Source organism: Corallococcus interemptor (genome assembly GCF_003668875.1).
Classification (GTDB): domain Bacteria; phylum Myxococcota; class Myxococcia; order Myxococcales; family Myxococcaceae; genus Corallococcus; species Corallococcus interemptor.
Window position 1 is genome coordinate 1 of record NZ_RAWM01000054.1, and the last position, 15137, is coordinate 15137.

The window sequence follows — 15137 nt, forward strand, 5'->3', positions numbered from 1 at the left end:
GGGTGGCAGGGGTGGGGCTCACCTACGACCTGATTGAACGGCACCGGGGCACCCAACCCTGGACGGTGTCGGTGGTGGTGCGCAGGACGTGGACGGACGCGGGGGCTCGCACGGACGTGTCCTTCGATGTGACGGTTCCGCTCGCGATGTTCTTTGGAACCCGGATTCCCGCGCCCGCGGACGGAGGGGCGTCTTCGGAGTAGCCCCGGGGCGGACCCCGTACTATGGGAGGTCCACCATGAACTTCGAGCTGACCGACATCCAGCGCGAGATCCAGCGGCTGTGCCGCGAGTTCGCCGCCAAGGAACTCATCCCCAACGCCCGCAAGTGGGACGAACAGCACGCGTGGCCCTCGGACGCGGTGAAGAAGCTGGCGGAGCTGTCCCTCCTGGGCATCGCGGTGCCGGAGCAGTGGGGCGGCGCGGGCCTGGACAACGTCTGTTACGCCATCGCCATGGAGGAGATTTCGCGCGGCTGCGCCTCCACCGGCGTCATCATGAGCGTGAACAACTCGCTCTACTGCGACCCGGTGTCCAAGTTCGGCACCGACGAGCAGAAGGAGCAGTTCCTCAAGCCCTTCGCCAGCGGCCAGAAGATCGGCTGCTTCGGCCTGACGGAGCCCGAGGCCGGCAGCGACGCCGCCGCCCAGAAGACCATCGCCGTGAAGCGCGGCAATGAGTACGTCATCAACGGCTCCAAGAACTGGATCACCAACGGCCCCAAGGCCGACGCCATCGTCCTCATCACGATGACGAACAAGGAAGCGGGCAACAAGGGCATCACCGCGTTCCTCGTCCCCACCGACACGCCGGGATTCACCCGCGCGGAGCCCGACAAGAAGATGGGCATCAGCGCCGCCTGGTCCTGCTCCATGTTCTTCGAGGACATGCGCGTGCCGGAGAAGTACCGCCTGGGCAAGGAGGGCGAGGGCTTCAAGGTCGCCATGTCCACCCTGGACGGCGGCCGCATCGGCATCGCGTCGCAGGCGCTGGGCATCGCGCGCGCGGCCTTCGAGGAGGCCGTCCGCTACTCCGGTGAGCGCAAGACGTTCGGCAAGCCCATCCGCGACCACCAGGCCATCCAGTTCATGATCGCGGACATGGCCATGGAGATCGACGCGGCCCGCCTGCTGGTGTGGCGCGCGGCGCTCATGAAGGACAAGGGCGTGCGCCACAGCCCGGAGAGCGCCATGGCCAAGCTCTACGCCAGCGAGATGGCCAGCCGCGTGGCCAACAAGGCCCTGCAGATCCACGGCGGCATGGGCTACAGCAAGGAGATGGACGCCGAGCGCCACGTGCGCGACGCGCGCATCACCGAAATCTACGAGGGGACGAGCGAGATCCAGCGCATCGTCATCTCCGCCAACCTGCTCAAGGAGTAGTCACCCGGTCATGAAGCGCGCGCTCCTCCCCGTGCTGTTCCTGTCCCTGGGCCTGGCGTCTCCGCTGGCGCTCGCCCAGGGCGGCTCCAAGAAGAAGGCCGCGGCCACGCCTGCTCCGGCCACGCCGGCCCCCAAGAAGGACGATGGGCTGGACGTCAGCAGGCTGCCCTTCACCCCGGACTCCATCCGCCAGGTGATCGCCCACCACATGCCTCGCATCCAGGAGTGCTACGAGGACCACATGGTGGAGAAGGACAAGAAGGTGGAGGGCCTGCTCCGGACCACCTTCACCATCACCGCCGAAGGCACCGTGCGCAGCGCGAAGATCGACAAGCACGGCAGCACGCTGAAGGACGCGGGCCTCAACGACTGCGTGGTGGCGGTGCTGTCGTCCCTGGACTTCCCCAAGCCCCCGGACGGCCGCGACCACCCCATCGAGTACCCGTTCAACCTCAAGGCCATCGAGTAGCAGGACACCCGCGCCCGTGAACTTCGACCTCACCGAGACCCAGACGCTCATCCGTGACACCGCTCGCAAGTTCGCCCGCGAGCGCGTGGCCCCGCACGCCCGCGCGGCCGACCGCGAGGAGCGCTTCGACCCGGAAGTCTTCAAGGCCCTGGCCGAGGTGGGCCTGCTGGGCGTGAACCTGCCGGGGCAGTACGGCGGGGCGGAGGCGGGCGTGGTGTCCTATGCGCTGGCCATGATGGAGATGGCCGCCGCGGACGCCTCCGTGTCCGTGGCCATGGCCGTCACCAACATGTGCGCGGAGCTGATCCACGCCGTCGGCACCGACGCGCAGCGGGAGAAGTACGTCACGCGCATCACCTCCGGTGAGGCCATCGTCGGCGCGTTCGCCCTGAGCGAGCCGCACGCGGGCTCCGACCCGGGCGCCATGCGCACCACCGCCACCAAGCGCGGCGACGTGTACGTGCTCAACGGCAGCAAGCAGTGGATCACCTCCGGCGCCTACGCGGGCGTCATCGTCGTGTGGGCCCGCACGGGCCAGGCCGGCAACAAGGGCCTGTCCTGCTTCATCGTGGAGGGCGGCGCCAAGGGCCTCCACGTGGGCAAGCACGAGGACAAGATGGGCCTGCGCGCGTCCAACACCGTGGGGCTCACCTTCGAGGACTGCGAAGTGCCCGCGGCCAACCTCCTGGGCAAGGAAGGGGACGGCTTCCGCCTGGCCATGATGGCGCTGGACGGCGGCCGCATTGGCATCGCGGCGCAGGCGTGCGGCACCGGCCGCGCGGCGCTGGAGGCGGCGGTCTCCTACACCAAGGACCGCAAGGCCTTTGGCCAGGCCGTGGCGGACCTGCAGGGCCCCCGCTTCATGATGGCGGACATGCGCACCCAGCTGGACGCGGCGGAGCTGCTGACCCTGCGCGCCGCCGCCCTCAAGGAGGCCGGCCAGCCGTTCACCCGCGAGGCCTCCATGGCGAAGCTCTTCGCCAGCGAGATGAGCAACAAGGTCGCGGACAAGGCCGTGCAGCTGCACGGCGGCTACGGTTACATCGACGAGTTCCCGGTCGAGCGTTACTTCCGGGACGCGCGCGTGCAGACCATCTACGAGGGCACCAGCGAGGTGCAGCGGATGGTCATCGCCCGGGAAACATTCCGTCGCGAGGGGTAGCGCTCCGCTTGTCCCACATGGGGCGAGCGGGCAGGGGGCACCGGCCGGGTAGGACAGATGCGGACCCGGCCGGGCGTTCATAGAACACGGATCACCACTTGGCGCTGTGCCCCGCTTGACTCCCGGAAACTCAGGTGTCTAGGGTGCGCGGCTTCCAACCAGCCTTGCGTTCCCATTCAGGGGACACCCGCGGTTTCCCGTCGCTCCCCGCAGGCGGCCGCGCACCCATTCAAACAGGGGGCAGTTGTACCGTTCCAAGGACTTCCCATTCATGCAGCAGAACGTGAACCAGCAGATCGACGGCGGTGACGAAGACTTCGCGGCGATGTTCGAGGCCTCGCTCAAGGAGCGTGGCGGCGACGGAATCCTGAAGGAAGGCGAGATCGTCAAGGGCACGGTCGTGCAGGTGACGAAGGATTTCGCGATCGTGGACATCGGCTACAAGTCCGAGGGACAGGTCCCGATCTCCGAGTTCACCAATCCCCGCGGGGAAGTCACGGTCAAGGCCGGCGACCCCGTCGAGGTCCTCCTGGAGAGCCGCGAGAACGACACCGGCATGGTCGTCCTCTCCAAGGAGAAGGCCGACAAGATGCGCATCTGGGACGAGATCTCCGCCGCGTGCGAGCGTGATGAGATCGTCAAGGGCACCATCGTCGGACGCGTGAAGGGCGGCCTCTCCGTCGACATCGGCGTGAAGGCGTTCCTCCCTGGCTCCCAGGTCGACATCCGCCCTGTGCGCAACCTTGACCAGTACATCTCGAAGGAATTCGAGTTCAAGGTCATCAAGTTCAACAAGAAGCGCGGCAACATCGTCCTCTCTCGCCGCGTGCTGCTGGAGAAGCAGCGCGAGGAGATGAAGAAGGAGACCCTCAAGAACCTCAAGGAGGGTGCGGTCCTCAAGGGCGTGGTCAAGAACCTCACGGACTACGGCGCCTTCATCGACCTCGGCGGCATCGACGGCCTGCTGCACATCACCGACATGTCCTGGGGCCGCATCGGTCACCCCAGCGAGATGTTCAACGTCGGTGACGAAGTGCGCGTCGTCGTCCTCAAGTTCGACCCCGCGCAGGAGCGCGTCAGCCTGGGCCTCAAGCAGATCCAGGAGGACCCGTGGCACCGCGCCGACGAGAAGTACCCCGTCGGAACCCGCGTCGCCGGCAAGGTCGTGTCCATCACGGACTACGGCGCGTTCATCGAGATCGAGCAGGGCGTGGAGGGCCTGGTGCACGTGTCCGAGATGTCCTGGACCAAGCGCCTCAAGCACCCGTCCAAGATCCTGGAGGTCGGCCAGACGGTGGAGGCCGTCGTCCTCGACATCGATCCGAAGGCCAAGCGCATCGCGCTGGGCATGAAGCAGATCGAGCAGAACCCCTGGACGCTGCTCGAGGACAAGTACCCGATCGGCTCCGTCATCAAGGGCCAGATCCGCAACGTCACCGACTTCGGCGTGTTCGTCGGCGTCGAGGAGGGCGTGGACGGCCTGGTGCACGTGTCCGACATCTCCTGGACCCAGCGCATCAAGCACCCGGGCGAGATGTTCAAGAAGGGCGACGAGGTCGAGGCGGTGGTCCTCAACATCGACGTCGAGAACGAGCGCTTCAGCCTGGGCATCAAGCAGCTCCAGCCGGACCCCTGGGAGACGCTGTCCGAGCGCCTGCCGGTGGGCAGCCGCGTGAAGGGCAAGGTCACCAAGGTCACCGACTTCGGCGCGTTCGTGGAGATCGAGCCGGGCATCGAAGGCCTGGTCCACGTCTCCGAGCTGAAGGAAGAGCGCGTGGAGAACCCCCGCGACGTGGTGCAGGAGGGCCAGGAGGTCGAGGTCAAGCTCATCGACATCAACACCCCGGACCGCAAGGTGGCGCTGTCCATCAAGGCGCTCATCGGCGAGGGCGAGGACTACCGCGAGTACCTGCGCAAGCAGGCGGAAGGGTCCAAGGCCCGCCTGGGCGACGTCATGGCGAGCAAGCTGAAGAAGTAATCAGCCCCACGTCTTGAAGTGGATGGCGGCCGGGTTCCCAAGTGGGAGCCCGGCCGTTTCCATTTGATTCGCCCGAAACCGCCCGTGATAAGTCGCATCCAATCTTTCCCTGCGGTTCCCGGTTCCCCTCTCAAGGAGGCAGTTCCATGGCTCGTGAAGTCGTCATCGTGGGCGCGGCTCGTACCCCCATCGGCTCCTTCCAGGGAGCGCTGTCCAAGCTCACCGCCCCCCAGCTGGGCGCCATCGCCATCAAGGCGGCCCTGGAGCGCGCGGGCGTGAAGCCGGAGGCCGTGCAGGAGGTCATCATGGGCAACGTCCTCCAGGCGGGCGTGGGCCAGGCGCCTGCCCGTCAGGCCGCCATCTTCGCGGGCATCCCGGAGTCCGTGCCGGCCGTCACCCTCAACAAGGTCTGTGGCTCCGGCCTCAAGACGGTCATCGCCGCGGCGCAGTCCATCGCCCTGGGTGACGCGGACGTCGTCGTCGCCGGCGGCATGGAGTCCATGTCCAACGCGCCCTACCTCAGCCACACCATGCGCGGCGGCGCCCGCATGGGGAACGTGGAGTTCAAGGACGCGATGATCCACGACGGCCTCTGGGACGTGTACGACAACGTCCACATGGGCATCTGCGCGGAGGCCTGTGCCACCACGCAGGGCATCAGCCGCGCGCAGCAGGACGAGTTCGCGCTGGAGTCCACGCGCCGCGCCATCCAGGCCCAGAAGGAAGGCCTGTTCGCCGCGGAGATCGTCCCCGTCCAGATTCCGGGCAAGAAGCCGGATGAGTTCACCACCGTCTCCGAGGACGAGGGCCCCAAGAACGCCAAGCCGGACAAGATCCCGGGCCTGAAGCCGGTGTTCAAGAAGGACGGCACCGTGACGGCCGCCAACGCGTCCTCCATCAACGACGGCGCCGCCGCCGTGGTGCTGATGAGCGAGGAGCGGGCGAAGGCCGAGGGCCGCACCATCCTGGGCCGCATCAAGGGCTACGCGCAGGCCGCCCGCAAGCCGGTGGAGTTCACCATCGCGCCGGCGGACGCCATCAACGCGCTGCTCAAGAAGCAGAACGTGACAGCCAAGGACGTGGACCTCTGGGAGATCAACGAGGCCTTCTCCGTGGTGTCCATCGCCAACAACAACATCCTCGGCCTGGAGCCGTCCAAGGTGAACGTGCGCGGCGGCGCGGTGGTGCTGGGCCACCCCATTGGCGCGTCCGGCACGCGCGTGCTCGTCACGCTGCTGCAGACGATGAAAGACCAGGACAAGAAGCGCGGCGTGGCGTCGCTCTGCATCGGCGGCGGCGAAGGCATCGCGCTGATGGTCGAGCGCTGAAGAGGACACCGCGCGCATGAACAAGGTCTACGCGAGCGCGGATGAGGCGGTCGCCGACATCCCGGACAACATCACTCTCATGAGTGGTGGGTTCGGGCTGTGCGGCAACCCCGAGAACCTCATCACGGCCCTGCACAAGAAGAACGTGAAGGGCCTCACCATCATCTCCAACAACTGCGGCACCACGGAGCTGGGGCTGGGCATCCTCCTGCAGAACAAGCAGGTGAAGAAGATGGTCGCCAGCTACGTGGGGGAGAACAAGGAGTTCGAGCGCCAGTTCCTCTCCGGGGAGCTGGAGGTGGAGCTCAACCCGCAGGGCACGCTCGCGGAGCGCATCCGCGCCGGGGGCTGCGGCATTGGCGGGTTCTTCACGCCGACGGGCGCGGGCACCCAGGTGGCGGAGGGCAAGGAGACGCGCATGATCGACGGGCGCCTCCACGTCCTGGAGACGCCGCTGAAGGCGGACTTCGCCATCGTCCACGCCTGGAAGGCGGACACCTGGGGCAACCTGGTGTTCCACAAGACGGCCCGGAACTTCACCCCCATGATGTGCATGGCCGCCAAGGTCACCATCGTGCAGGCGGAGCACATCGTGCAGCCGGGGGAGATCGACCCGGATCAGGTGCACATCCCGAGCATCTTCGTGCACCGCATCGTGCAGGCGCAGAACCTCCAGAAGTGGATCGAGCGGCGGACCGTCCGCAAGAAGGCGTCCTGAGCCATGCCCCTGACTCGTGAACAGATCGCGCAGCGCATCGCCCAGGAGCTGAAGGACGGCTTCTACGTGAACCTGGGCATCGGCATCCCCACGCTCGTGCCCAACTACATCCCGCCCGGGGTGGAGGTGGTGCTCCAGTCGGAGAACGGCCTGCTCGGCATCGGGCCGTATCCGGAAGAGGGGAAGGAGGACCCGGACCTCATCAACGCGGGCAAGGAGACGGTGACGGTGGTGAAGGGCTCCGCCTTCTTCGACTCCGCGCTGTCCTTCGGGATGATCCGCGGCGGCCACATCGACCTGGCCGTGCTGGGCGCCATGGAGGTCAGCGAAGAGGGTGACCTGGCCAACTGGATGATCCCCGGCAAGATGGTGAAGGGCATGGGCGGCGCCATGGACCTGGCCGTCGGTGCCAAGCGCATCTACGTGGCCATGGAGCACGCCAACAAGGACGGGCAGCCGAAGATCTTGAAGAAGTGCTCGCTGCCGCTGACGGGCCTCAAGTGCGTGCACCACATCGTCTCCGACCACGCGTTCATCGACGTGACGCCGGAGGGGCTGGTGCTTCGGGAGATCGCACCCGGACTGACGGTGGAACGGGTGCAGCAGCTCACCGAGCCGAAGCTGAAGATCGCGCCCGACCTGCGCGAGATGAAGTTTCCCGCCTGACGTTGGGTGCTAGGGTGCGCTTCCGTCTCTCCGGATGGGACGGAAGCCACCATCTCCCGGAGAGCGGAGTCCGTCATGGCCGATACTTCGGAGAAGCCTGTCCCCGCGCCTCGCGCGCACCGCATCGACCATGAGCTGCCCGTGGCGTACCGCACGGTGTCGGGCTTCGTGACGGACTGGGCGGTGAACCTGTCGCGCGGCGGGCTCTACATCAACACGCAGCAGCCCTTGCCGGTGGGCACGGTGGTGCGGCTGTTGGTGTCGCTGCCGGGCGCCAGCTTCCCGGTGGACCTGTCCGGGAAGGTGACCCGCACCAACCCCCAGGGGACGCCGGGGCAGGAGGTGCCGGGGATGGCGGTGGAGTTCCTGGACGTTGACGACGAGAAGCGGTCGCGCATCGAAGCGTTCGTGGAGCGCCTGCGGGAAGCCCTGCCGGCGGACGAGCGTCGCAGTGCGACCCGGAAGTAGGGCGGCCCCACCCAGGCGGCCCCCGCGAGTGCGCCTGCGATGACGACGCTGCCCGAATCCCCCATTGAACTGACGATTGAGCGGCTGGGCCAGCTGGGCGAAGGCGTGGCCCAATGGGAGGGGCGCACCGTCTTCGTGCCCGGCGCCTTCCCCGGCGACACCGTGCGCGTGCGCCTGGAGGTCCAGGGCAAGGTCGTGCGCGGCCTCCTGGGCCAGGTGCTGACGGACGGGGCGGAGCGCGTGCCGTCGCGCTGCGTGTACTCGGATGCGTGCGGCGGCTGTGACTGGCTGGAGCTGTCCGTCCCCGCGCAGCGGTCCGCGAAGCAGGAGATCGTCCTGTCCACGCTGGAGCACCTGGGCCGCCTGAAGCGGACGGACTTCACCGTGCGGCCGTTGATGGTGGCGCCCCGGGACTGGGGCTACCGCCGCCGCGCGGTGCTGCACGGGGCGGGCAAGGGGGCGCTCGGCTACTTCGGCCGGCGCACGCACGAGCGCATCCCCGTGGACGTCTGCCCCGCGCTCACGCCGGTGCTCACGGCGCTGCCCGGGAAGCTGGCCCCGCTGCTCAAGCCGCTGGCCAAGGACACCGAGGAGGTGTTGCTGCTGGCCGAGGGCGACAAGGCCGCGTTCGCGGTGAACATGAGCGGCCAGGTGACGGCGCGGCACCAGGAGGCAGCGGAGGCCGCGGTGCGCGCGCTGCGGCTGGAGGGCGCGGTGCTGGTGCCCAAGGAGGGCTCGGCGCGGCTCATCGGCCGGCCGGTGCTGCGCTCGCTGTCCCCGCTGCGCCCCGAGGTGCCCGTGTACCTGCGGCCGGATGCGTTCGCGCAGGCGCACGCGGAGGCCAACGTGGGGCTCGTCACGGCGGCCCTGTACGAGCTGGGCGCGAAGGAGACGGACTCCGTGCTGGAGCTGTACTCCGGCAACGGCAACTTCACGTTCCCCCTGGCCGGCACGGCGGGTTCGGTGCTGGGCGTGGAGTCATCTCCGGTGGGCGTGGACCTGGCGCAGCGGAGTGCTCGCGAGGGCAGCGTGGCCAACGTGCGCTTCGTCCAGGGCGACGCGCGCAAGGTGTGCGACGGGCTGGTGGCGGAGGGACGTTCGTTCGACCTGTGCCTCGCGGATCCGCCCCGGGCCGGTGCGCCGGGCCTGGCGAAGTGGATGCGCGCGTTGAACGTGCGCCGGGTCGTCTACGTGGCGTGCGACCCGGCCTCGCTGGCGCGCGACGCGGCGGGGCTGGTGGAGGCCGGTTACAAGCCCGTGGCCCTCCAGGTGGTGGACATGTTCCCGCAGACGCACCACGTGGAAGCGGTGATGTCCTTCGAACGGGGAGCCTGACGCGCCATGGACGCCCGCATCGTCGAGTTCGCCGAGGTCCTCCGCCAGAACGGCGTGCGCGTCAGCACGTCCGAGGTGCAGGACGCGCTGCGCGCCACCGCGGAGGTGGGCCTCGAGGACCGGGGGCTGTTCCGCTCCGTGCTGCGCACCACGCTGGTGAAGCGCGAGCTGGACGTGGAGACGTTCCGCCGCGCGTTCGACTTCTTCTTCTCCGGCGCGGCCCGCACGTTCGAGGCCATCGACAAGTCGCTGGCGAAGCAGCTGGAGGAAGAGGGCTACCTGGAAGGCGACCTGCTGAAGATGGTCATCTACCAGATGAACCTCCTGGCGCCGGAGATGTCCCCGCTGGCGCAGGCCATCCTCGCGGGGGACCGCGCCCGGCTGGCGCAGCTCTTCCGTCAGGCGTCGCTCCAGCTGGACCTGGGGCAGCTGGAGAGCCCCCTCCAGACGGGGTTCTTCACCCGGCGGATGCTGGCGGGCGCGGGCATGGAGCGGGCCCGGTCCGACCTGAAGTCGCTGGAGGACGAACTCAAGGCCCGGGGGCTCCATGCCGAGGGTGTGGAGATCGTCTCGCGCCACGTGGCCGCGGCCATGCGCAAGATTGAGGAGGCCGCCCGCGCGGAGGTGAAGCGCCAGTCGGAGGCTCGCATCCGCCGCCGCACGGACACCGTCACGGAGAAGCCGCTGCACCTGCTCTCGCAGGCGGAGGTGGACCAGATGGAGGCCGCTGTCCGCACGCTGGCGGAGAAGCTCAAGAGCCGGATGATCCGCAAGCAGCGCTCACACCGGCGCGGGTCGCTCCATGCCCAGCGCACGCTGCGCCGGAACATGCCCTGGGACGGCATCCCCATGGTGCCCGTGTTCCGCACCCGCCGGCCGGAGCGCCCGGAGCTGGTGGTGCTCTGCGACGTGTCCGACTCCGTGCGCAACGCGTCCCGGATGATGCTGCTGTTCATGCACACGATGCAGTCGCTGTTCGTGCGCGTTCGCTCGTTCGTCTTCGTGTCCGACGTGGGCGAGGTGACGCAGTTCTTCAAGGACCTGGACGTGAGCGAGGCCATCGACGCGGCGACCGCCGGGCGCACCGTGTCCATGAGCTCCAACTCCAACTACGGCCGTGCGCTGGCGGACTTCACGCGCGACCACCTGGGCAGCATCACGCGCCGCACCACCGTGATGATCATTGGCGACGGCCGTAACAACTACAACGCGAGCAACGCCTGGGCCCTCAAGGACCTGAAGCGCAAGGCCAAGCGCGTGCTGTGGATCTGCCCCGAGGAGCGGGGCAACTGGGGCATCGGCGACAGCGAGATGCTCACCTACGAGAAGCACTGCACCCAGGCCGTGGTCGTCACCTCCGTGTCGGACCTGGCCCGCATCGCGGAACAGCTCGTCCCCGTCTGAAACCCGCAGTCCCTTGAGGAGCCCCCCATGGCCCCGTCCTCCTTCTTCGACGACTACCAGGACGTCCCCAACGTGGAGACCGGTCCGGACTTCGACGCCGCCGATGACCGCACGCTGCGCATGGCGTCCCGGCCGGTGGACACGGCGCTGCTCGACCAGCTGGTCCGCTACCAGGAGACCTTCCTGGCGCACGTGGAGGCGGACGCCGGCCCGGAGGCCATGGCCCGCGCGGCCAAGGCGGCCCTGGAGGCGAGCGGCCTGGACGTGAAGGCGGCGGAGTGGGGGAGCGCGGTGCTCCGGGCCTTTGGCGGGCGGCGGTGGACGGTGCAGCGGCTGCGCTCGAAGCTGACGGAGCTGGAGTCCCGCTCCGGGCCGGAGGTGGACGAGGTGAAGAAGCGCGTCCAGGACGAGCTGGTGAAGCAGGAGCGGGAGACGGACGCCCTGGGCCGGCGGTACGGCGTGGAGACGGTGGCCCTGCTCCGGGGGCGCGAGGCGGAGCTCCTGGCCCTGCACACCCGGCTCCAGAAGGTGCTCAGCCGGGGATGACCCGAGGCGCCCGCCCGGTTGCATTCCGCGTCCGGGCGTTCCATAACGGCCCGTTTTCCTTCAAGGCCTACCCATGAAGCGCTACTTCATCCACACCTTCGGCTGCCAGATGAACGTCAACGACTCGCTCCGCATGAGCGAGGCGTTGTCGAAGATGTCCTACGTCCCCACGCCCGAGGCGGACAACGCGGACCTCATCATCCTCAACACCTGCTCCATCCGCGAGAAGGCCGAGGACAAGATGCTCTCCGCGCTGGGGCGCTACCGCGCGGTGAAGGCCAGCCGCGGAGCGATCCTGGGCGTGGGCGGCTGCGTGGCCCAGCAGGAGAAGGACAAGCTGCTGAAGAAAGTGCCCTACCTGGACTTCGTCTTCGGCCCGGACAACATCGCGAAGCTGCCGGAAGTCATCGCCCGCGTGCAGGACGCCCGCGAGCGCGTGGTGGAGACGGCCTTCGTGGACTCCGAGGAGTACGTCTTCCCGCGCGCCGACGCGGAGACGTCCCGCGGCAAGGTGTCCGAGTTCGTCACGGTGATGAAGGGCTGCGACAACGTCTGCTCCTTCTGCATCGTCCCGCACACCCGTGGCCGCGAGGTGAGCCGCAACTTCCCGGAGGTGCTCAACGAGGTGGCGGACCTGGCCGGCGTGGGCGTGCGGGAAGTGACGCTCATCGGCCAGAACGTGAACTCGTACCAGGGCGGCATCAGCTTCGCGCAGCTGCTCCTGCGCACCGCGGAGGTGCCGGGCATCGAGCGCGTGCGCTTCACGACGAGCCACCCGCATGACCTGTCGGACGAGCTGATCGAAGCCTTCCGCGTGCAGCCCAAGATTGCCCCGCACTTCCACCTGCCCGTGCAGTGCGGAAGCGACCGCATCCTGAAGATGATGCGCCGCGACTACACCGTCGAGCAGTACATGGAGCGGCTGGAGAAGCTGCGCGCCGCGCGGCCCGGCATCGCCATCACCACGGACATCATCGTGGGCTTCCCCGGTGAGACCGAGGAAGAGTTCGAGATGACGATGCAGCTCACCGAGCGGGTGAAGTACGACAACCAGTTCTCCTTCGTGTACAGCCCGCGCCCCAAGACGGGCGCCGCGCTGCGCGAGAAGGACTGGGGCCCCATCCCGCACGAGGTGAAGGTGGCGCGGCTGGAGCGCCTGCAGAAGCTGCAGCGACGCATCAGCGGCGAGTACACCCAGGCGCAGGTGGGCCTGGACGTGGAGGTGCTGGTGGAGGGCCGCTCGCGCTACGACGCCACCAAGCGCTTTGGCCGCACGCCGGAGAACCGCACGGTGAACTTCGAGGGCGACGCGCCCGCGGGCTCCGTCGTGAAGGTGCACGTGGAGCGCGCCACGCCCAACCAGCTCGCGGGCAAGCAGGTGGCGATGCTCCAGGCCCCCACCGTGGCGCCGCCGGCGGTGGAGCTGCCCTTGCCGTTGCATGTCCCGGCGGAGGCCTGACGCCTTCCGCCGCTGTCCCGCCGTCGGAGGTGCCACCATGCCGTTGAAGCCGTTTCGCGGGGTGTCCCCCCGCGTTCATCCGAGCTGCTTCATCGAGGACTCCGCCCAGGTGGTGGGCGACGTGGAGCTGGGCGAGGACTCGTCCATCTGGTTCAACTCCGTGCTGCGCGGGGATGTGAATTCCATCCGCATCGGCAAGCGCACCAACATCCAGGATCTCACGATGATCCACGTCACCAGCCAGGGTGACTCCACGACGGTGGGGGATGACTGCACGGTGGGCCACCGGGTCATCCTCCACGGCTGCGTCGTGGGCCACCGGGTGCTGGTGGGCATGGGCGCCATCCTCATGGACGGCGTGGAGGTGGGGGACGACTGCATCATCGGCGCGGGCACGCTGCTGACGCCCGGGACGAAGATTCCCCCGGGGTCGCTGGTGGTGGGCTCGCCCGGCAAGGTGAAGCGCCCCATCCACGAAGGCGAGCGCGAGTTCCTGGTGCAGTCCGCCCTCCACTACGTGCACACCGCCGCTGAACACCGCGCCAGCCGCTGACGCGGCCGCGTTGTGCGTGTTAGGAACACCCCCATGGCGCTTGCCCCCGAGACGACCCTGAAGGCCTGTCCGCTCTTCAAGGGCTTCACCGACACCGGCATCTCCATCTTCGCGGCGGCGGCCGTGTCGCGCGCCTTCCCCAAGGGGACGGCGCTCTTCACCGAGGGCAAGCCCGGGGACTCGCTGCTGATTGTCGGCGAGGGCACCGTGCGGCTGAGCGCCCGGAGTCCCTCGGGTGAGGACGTGCCCCTGGGTGAGGTCACCGCCGGCGAGCCCCTGGGGGAACTGGCGCTCGTGCAGAAGGGCGAGCGGCTGTGCTCGGCGACCGCGCAGACGGACGTGATGGCGCTGGAGATCCGCTCGGCGGATTTCCAGAAGCTGCTCGCGCAGAAGCCGCAGGCCTGCATCAAGTTGTTGATGGGCATCGTCAGCCACTTCGGCGCGAAGGCCCGCGACAACCGGGACATGCTGCGCACGCTGGTAGCCCGGGCTCCCGGGACCTGAGCGACTGTCGGCCAGGCCGCGTGGAGTTCCTGCCGGAAGGCCGGAAGCTCACCAAGGCACTGCCGCTCGTACCCGGGGTGGTTACTGTCCTCGCCGGGAGTCCCCCCGGCTCCTGGCTGTCGCACACCGTAGGTACGGGTAGACAGAAAGCCGAGAGCTTTCGTGGTGGGGCTCGGGCGCTTGAGGTGGGAAGCTGGGCGGCCGGAGTTTTCAACTGCCGCACCCGGTTGATGGCTGGGTGATGGACGGGCCAGCCCGGGTGGTCACCGAACGGCCCTTCGGGAAGTGATTGGACGGAACGACGCGTGGAAGAACTGCTTACCAACCTGCTCGGTAACTCCCAGGGCCTCTTCGCCTACCTGACCGTGTTCGCCATCCTGGTGGCGTGCGGGCTGGGGGTGCCGCTTCCAGAGGACATCTCACTCATCCTCGGTGGGTTCCTGGCGCACAAGGGCGCGGCCGACCTGCCTGTGATGATGGCGGTGGGGTTCTTCGGCATCCTGGTGGGTGACAGCCTCATCTACCTGGCGGGTCGCCGGCTGGGCACGCGGCTGGGGCGCGACCCGGGGGCGAAGGGGGGCGGGTTCTTCTCGAAGATCGTCACGCCGGAGAAGCGGGCGAAGGTGGAGTCGCTCTTCGTCACGCACGGCCAGAAGATCGTGATGATTGCCCGCTTCATGCCGGGCGTGCGCGCGGTGACGTACTTCACCGCGGGCTCCGTCCACATGTCCTACTGGCGCTTCATCTTCTGGGACGGCCTGGCGGCGCTGCTGTCCGCGCCGGTGTTCGTGTGGCTCGGGTTCCACTTCGGTGGCGAGCTGGACATGGTCATCCGCAAGCTGAAGGACGGCCAGGTCGTGGTGATGGGGACGCTGGCGGTGCTGGCGGTGGGCTACTTCCTCTACCGCCGCCGCAAGAACGCGAAGCTCAAGGCGCAGGCCGCCGCCCAGGCGCAGGTGACGCCGGTGGCGCTGCCGCCCGTGCCGGAGACGCTGGAGAACAGCGTGTCTTCCACGCGCGCGCCCAGCTCCAGCGCCTTCTTCGACGTGCCCGCCGACAAGGCGCCCGCGTCCGAGCCGGACCTGAACGCTCACAAGTAGCGGCTGCTCACCGGTGACGCGGTTCACGGACCCCGCCCCCTCGACTTGAGGGAGCGGGGTTCTTCG

15 protein-coding genes and 1 pseudogene are annotated in these 15137 nt (G+C 68.3%); all 16 read left to right on the forward strand.

What is annotated here, in order from left to right; genetic code table 11:
* Nucleotides 1-203: pseudogene (locus tag D7X96_RS20190) on the forward strand (hypothetical protein); the annotation flags it as partial.
* Between the two features lie 35 nt (nucleotides 204-238).
* Nucleotides 239-1381 (forward strand): acyl-CoA dehydrogenase, encoded by a 1143-nt coding sequence (locus tag D7X96_RS20195; RefSeq protein WP_120552344.1) that lies wholly within the window; start codon nucleotides 239-241, stop codon nucleotides 1379-1381.
* Nucleotides 1382-1391: 10 nt separating this feature from the next.
* On the forward strand, nucleotides 1392-1850 hold the full coding sequence (locus D7X96_RS20200) for an AgmX/PglI C-terminal domain-containing protein (protein WP_120552345.1): 459 nt from the start codon (nucleotides 1392-1394) through the stop codon (nucleotides 1848-1850).
* 16 nt (nucleotides 1851-1866) lie between these two features.
* Entirely contained in the window at nucleotides 1867-3012 is a 1146-nt protein-coding gene (locus tag D7X96_RS20205; protein WP_120552346.1) for an acyl-CoA dehydrogenase family protein, read from the forward strand.
* 271 nt (nucleotides 3013-3283) lie between these two features.
* Nucleotides 3284-4990 carry a 30S ribosomal protein S1 gene (locus D7X96_RS20210; protein ID WP_120552356.1) on the forward strand — a complete coding sequence of 569 codons (1707 nt, stop codon included), beginning with the start codon at nucleotides 3284-3286 and terminating at the stop codon, nucleotides 4988-4990.
* 146 nt (nucleotides 4991-5136) lie between these two features.
* The gene (locus tag D7X96_RS20215; protein WP_121770485.1) at nucleotides 5137-6318 is read left to right on the forward strand and encodes a thiolase family protein; all 1182 of its coding nucleotides are present in this window, start codon (nucleotides 5137-5139) and stop codon (nucleotides 6316-6318) included.
* Between the two features lie 16 nt (nucleotides 6319-6334).
* Nucleotides 6335-7036, forward strand: a complete 702-nt coding sequence (locus D7X96_RS20220) for a CoA transferase subunit A (RefSeq protein ID WP_120552348.1) — start codon at nucleotides 6335-6337, stop codon at nucleotides 7034-7036.
* Nucleotides 7037-7039: 3 nt separating this feature from the next.
* Entirely contained in the window at nucleotides 7040-7702 is a 663-nt protein-coding gene (locus D7X96_RS20225) for a CoA transferase subunit B (RefSeq protein ID WP_120552349.1), read from the forward strand.
* Between the two features lie 75 nt (nucleotides 7703-7777).
* Entirely contained in the window at nucleotides 7778-8170 is a 393-nt protein-coding gene (locus D7X96_RS20230; RefSeq protein WP_121770486.1) for a PilZ domain-containing protein, read from the forward strand.
* A gap of 39 nt (nucleotides 8171-8209) precedes the next feature.
* Nucleotides 8210-9505 (forward strand): class I SAM-dependent RNA methyltransferase, encoded by a 1296-nt coding sequence (locus D7X96_RS20235; protein WP_121770487.1) that lies wholly within the window; start codon nucleotides 8210-8212, stop codon nucleotides 9503-9505.
* A gap of 6 nt (nucleotides 9506-9511) precedes the next feature.
* On the forward strand, nucleotides 9512-10909 hold the full coding sequence (locus tag D7X96_RS20240) for a VWA domain-containing protein (protein WP_121770488.1): 1398 nt from the start codon (nucleotides 9512-9514) through the stop codon (nucleotides 10907-10909).
* A 27-nt stretch (nucleotides 10910-10936) separates the two neighbouring features.
* Nucleotides 10937-11455 carry a hypothetical protein gene (locus D7X96_RS20245; protein WP_120552353.1) on the forward strand — a complete coding sequence of 173 codons (519 nt, stop codon included), beginning with the start codon at nucleotides 10937-10939 and terminating at the stop codon, nucleotides 11453-11455.
* 73 nt (nucleotides 11456-11528) lie between these two features.
* Nucleotides 11529-12914, forward strand: a complete 1386-nt coding sequence (gene miaB, locus D7X96_RS20250; protein WP_121722429.1) for a tRNA (N6-isopentenyl adenosine(37)-C2)-methylthiotransferase MiaB — start codon at nucleotides 11529-11531, stop codon at nucleotides 12912-12914.
* Nucleotides 12915-12951: 37 nt separating this feature from the next.
* Complete coding sequence (locus D7X96_RS20255) at nucleotides 12952-13467, forward strand: gamma carbonic anhydrase family protein (protein ID WP_120552357.1); 516 nt, start codon at nucleotides 12952-12954, stop codon at nucleotides 13465-13467.
* A gap of 33 nt (nucleotides 13468-13500) precedes the next feature.
* The gene (locus D7X96_RS20260; RefSeq protein ID WP_120552355.1) at nucleotides 13501-13971 is read left to right on the forward strand and encodes a cyclic nucleotide-binding domain-containing protein; all 471 of its coding nucleotides are present in this window, start codon (nucleotides 13501-13503) and stop codon (nucleotides 13969-13971) included.
* Nucleotides 13972-14276: 305 nt separating this feature from the next.
* Nucleotides 14277-15071, forward strand: a complete 795-nt coding sequence (locus D7X96_RS20265) for a DedA family protein (protein ID WP_121722430.1) — start codon at nucleotides 14277-14279, stop codon at nucleotides 15069-15071.
* Nucleotides 15072-15137 lie beyond the last annotated feature (66 nt).

Coding starts and splice junctions, on each gene's coding strand:
- D7X96_RS20220 (WP_120552348.1), top strand. CDS start 6,335: ATGAACAAGGTCTACGCGAGCGCGGATGAGGCGGTCGCCGACATCCCG.
- D7X96_RS20225 (WP_120552349.1), top strand. CDS start 7,040: ATGCCCCTGACTCGTGAACAGATCGCGCAGCGCATCGCCCAGGAGCTG.
- D7X96_RS20245 (WP_120552353.1), top strand. CDS start 10,937: ATGGCCCCGTCCTCCTTCTTCGACGACTACCAGGACGTCCCCAACGTG.
- D7X96_RS20215 (WP_121770485.1), top strand. CDS start 5,137: ATGGCTCGTGAAGTCGTCATCGTGGGCGCGGCTCGTACCCCCATCGGC.
- D7X96_RS20195 (WP_120552344.1), top strand. CDS start 239: ATGAACTTCGAGCTGACCGACATCCAGCGCGAGATCCAGCGGCTGTGC.
- D7X96_RS20200 (WP_120552345.1), top strand. CDS start 1,392: ATGAAGCGCGCGCTCCTCCCCGTGCTGTTCCTGTCCCTGGGCCTGGCG.
- D7X96_RS20210 (WP_120552356.1), top strand. CDS start 3,284: ATGCAGCAGAACGTGAACCAGCAGATCGACGGCGGTGACGAAGACTTC.
- D7X96_RS20230 (WP_121770486.1), top strand. CDS start 7,778: ATGGCCGATACTTCGGAGAAGCCTGTCCCCGCGCCTCGCGCGCACCGC.
- D7X96_RS20255 (WP_120552357.1), top strand. CDS start 12,952: ATGCCGTTGAAGCCGTTTCGCGGGGTGTCCCCCCGCGTTCATCCGAGC.
- D7X96_RS20260 (WP_120552355.1), top strand. CDS start 13,501: ATGGCGCTTGCCCCCGAGACGACCCTGAAGGCCTGTCCGCTCTTCAAG.
- D7X96_RS20235 (WP_121770487.1), top strand. CDS start 8,210: ATGACGACGCTGCCCGAATCCCCCATTGAACTGACGATTGAGCGGCTG.
- miaB (WP_121722429.1), top strand. CDS start 11,529: ATGAAGCGCTACTTCATCCACACCTTCGGCTGCCAGATGAACGTCAAC.
- D7X96_RS20240 (WP_121770488.1), top strand. CDS start 9,512: ATGGACGCCCGCATCGTCGAGTTCGCCGAGGTCCTCCGCCAGAACGGC.